At 58.7% G+C, this 1385-nt stretch carries 2 protein-coding genes; both read left to right on the top strand.

The annotated features are described in order from the left end of the window. Positions 1–531 (top strand): helix-turn-helix transcriptional regulator (locus tag RR842_RS09295; RefSeq protein WP_332729560.1); only part of this gene is annotated, 531 nt, incomplete at its 5' end. 381 nt (positions 532–912) lie between these two features. Continuing rightward, positions 913–1385 (top strand): DUF3662 domain-containing protein (locus RR842_RS09290; protein WP_332729559.1); only part of this gene is annotated, 473 nt, incomplete at its 3' end.

Below are 1385 nucleotides of genomic sequence, written 5' to 3'. Positions count from 1 at the left end.
GTGTGGTTCACGTTCTTCGTGCTGCTTATGTTCGCCAACATCGCGTTTCGATTCGAGGTGCCCAGCCTCAAGCTGTTCGCCATCGCGCGTGCCTCGAGCGAAGGTGCCATGTTCGCAGGCGTAGCCCTCCGGCGCGTTCTACAGCAGGGAGAGCTGCTCGCCAACCCGACATTTCTCGTAGGGTTCTCCCTCGGGGGAATCGTACTCGTCTTAGTATGCACCCTTATCTGGAAAAGCGAGAAGTCTGTTAACGGAGACTGGGGTGCCTCGGGCATATCGCTCGAGGACAAGCTGCACGTGCCCGGGCCGCGCGAGCGCTTCATGGCACGTTGCGACGAACTTTCTGCACGCTACAGCTTGACGGCACGCGAAGCGGAGATCATGGCGCTTATCGCCCAGCGAAAGAGCAGGACGGAAATCGAGCAGAAGCTCTTCTTGTCGCAGAACACCGTAAAGACCCACGTACGCCACTTGTACGCCAAGCTGGACGCTCGCTCGAAAGCGGACGTGATCGCGCTGTTCGAAGGTTGACAAGGACAACGCCACGCAACGACCGGGCCCCGAAACCGAAGGCCGCACCACTGCGAACGCAGCATATCTTCGGGAAGCAGCAACGCTCTTTCCTTCTTGCGCGCCGAACTTCCCTTACCAAACCCGTCTTTCACCCTTTATCCAGTCGGTTCCCTTTATACGCATACGCACATCCCCACCTTAATAATTCATGACGATTGCGTAAAGGATAGCGTGAGCGTACAGGGTTTATGGCAAGATGAAACATTGCATAGTCATATGCACGGACACGCGACTACCTTGGTCGCACGATCATTACCTGCGACCCGACAAAGCAAGCGTTCGACAGGCGGCAGCCGATGCCACGGCGGAAAACGCGCAGGCGAATAAAGGAGACCGGCGATGGGTTTTTTCTCGAAGTTCGAGGGCAAGATGGAGGATGCGTTCGAAGGTGCGGCAGACCGCATGGCGAACTCCCCTATCTCCCCCGTGCAGATCGCCAAAAAGGCCGAGAAGCAAATGCGACGAGAGAAGATGGTGGGAGCCGGCAAACAGTACGCCCCCACTCTTTACACCGTGCTGGTGAATCCCGACGATGACCAGCGACTGTTCGGCTACTATCCAACGCTGGCAGGCGAGACCGAAACGTACCTGACGGCAAAAGCCGGCGACGAGGGACTGGTCATGGACGGCCAGCCGCTCGTACGTTTCATCGTGGACGACGGGTTGAAGCACGGCAAGTTCGACGTTATCGCCGAGGCTGTGGCAGCGCCCATCATCGCGCAGCTGCGCGCCGAGGAAATGCAGCGCTATGGCCTTGGCGGCTCTGCTCAAGCAGGCGCTGCTTACGGTGCCGGAGCCTCGGGCTATGGCGC

Source organism: Gordonibacter sp. (genome assembly GCF_036667095.1).
Taxonomy (GTDB): Bacteria; Actinomycetota; Coriobacteriia; order Coriobacteriales; family Eggerthellaceae; genus Gordonibacter.
The sequence above is the reverse complement of the archived record's forward strand: the minus strand, read 5'-3'. Positions and strand labels throughout refer to the sequence as shown.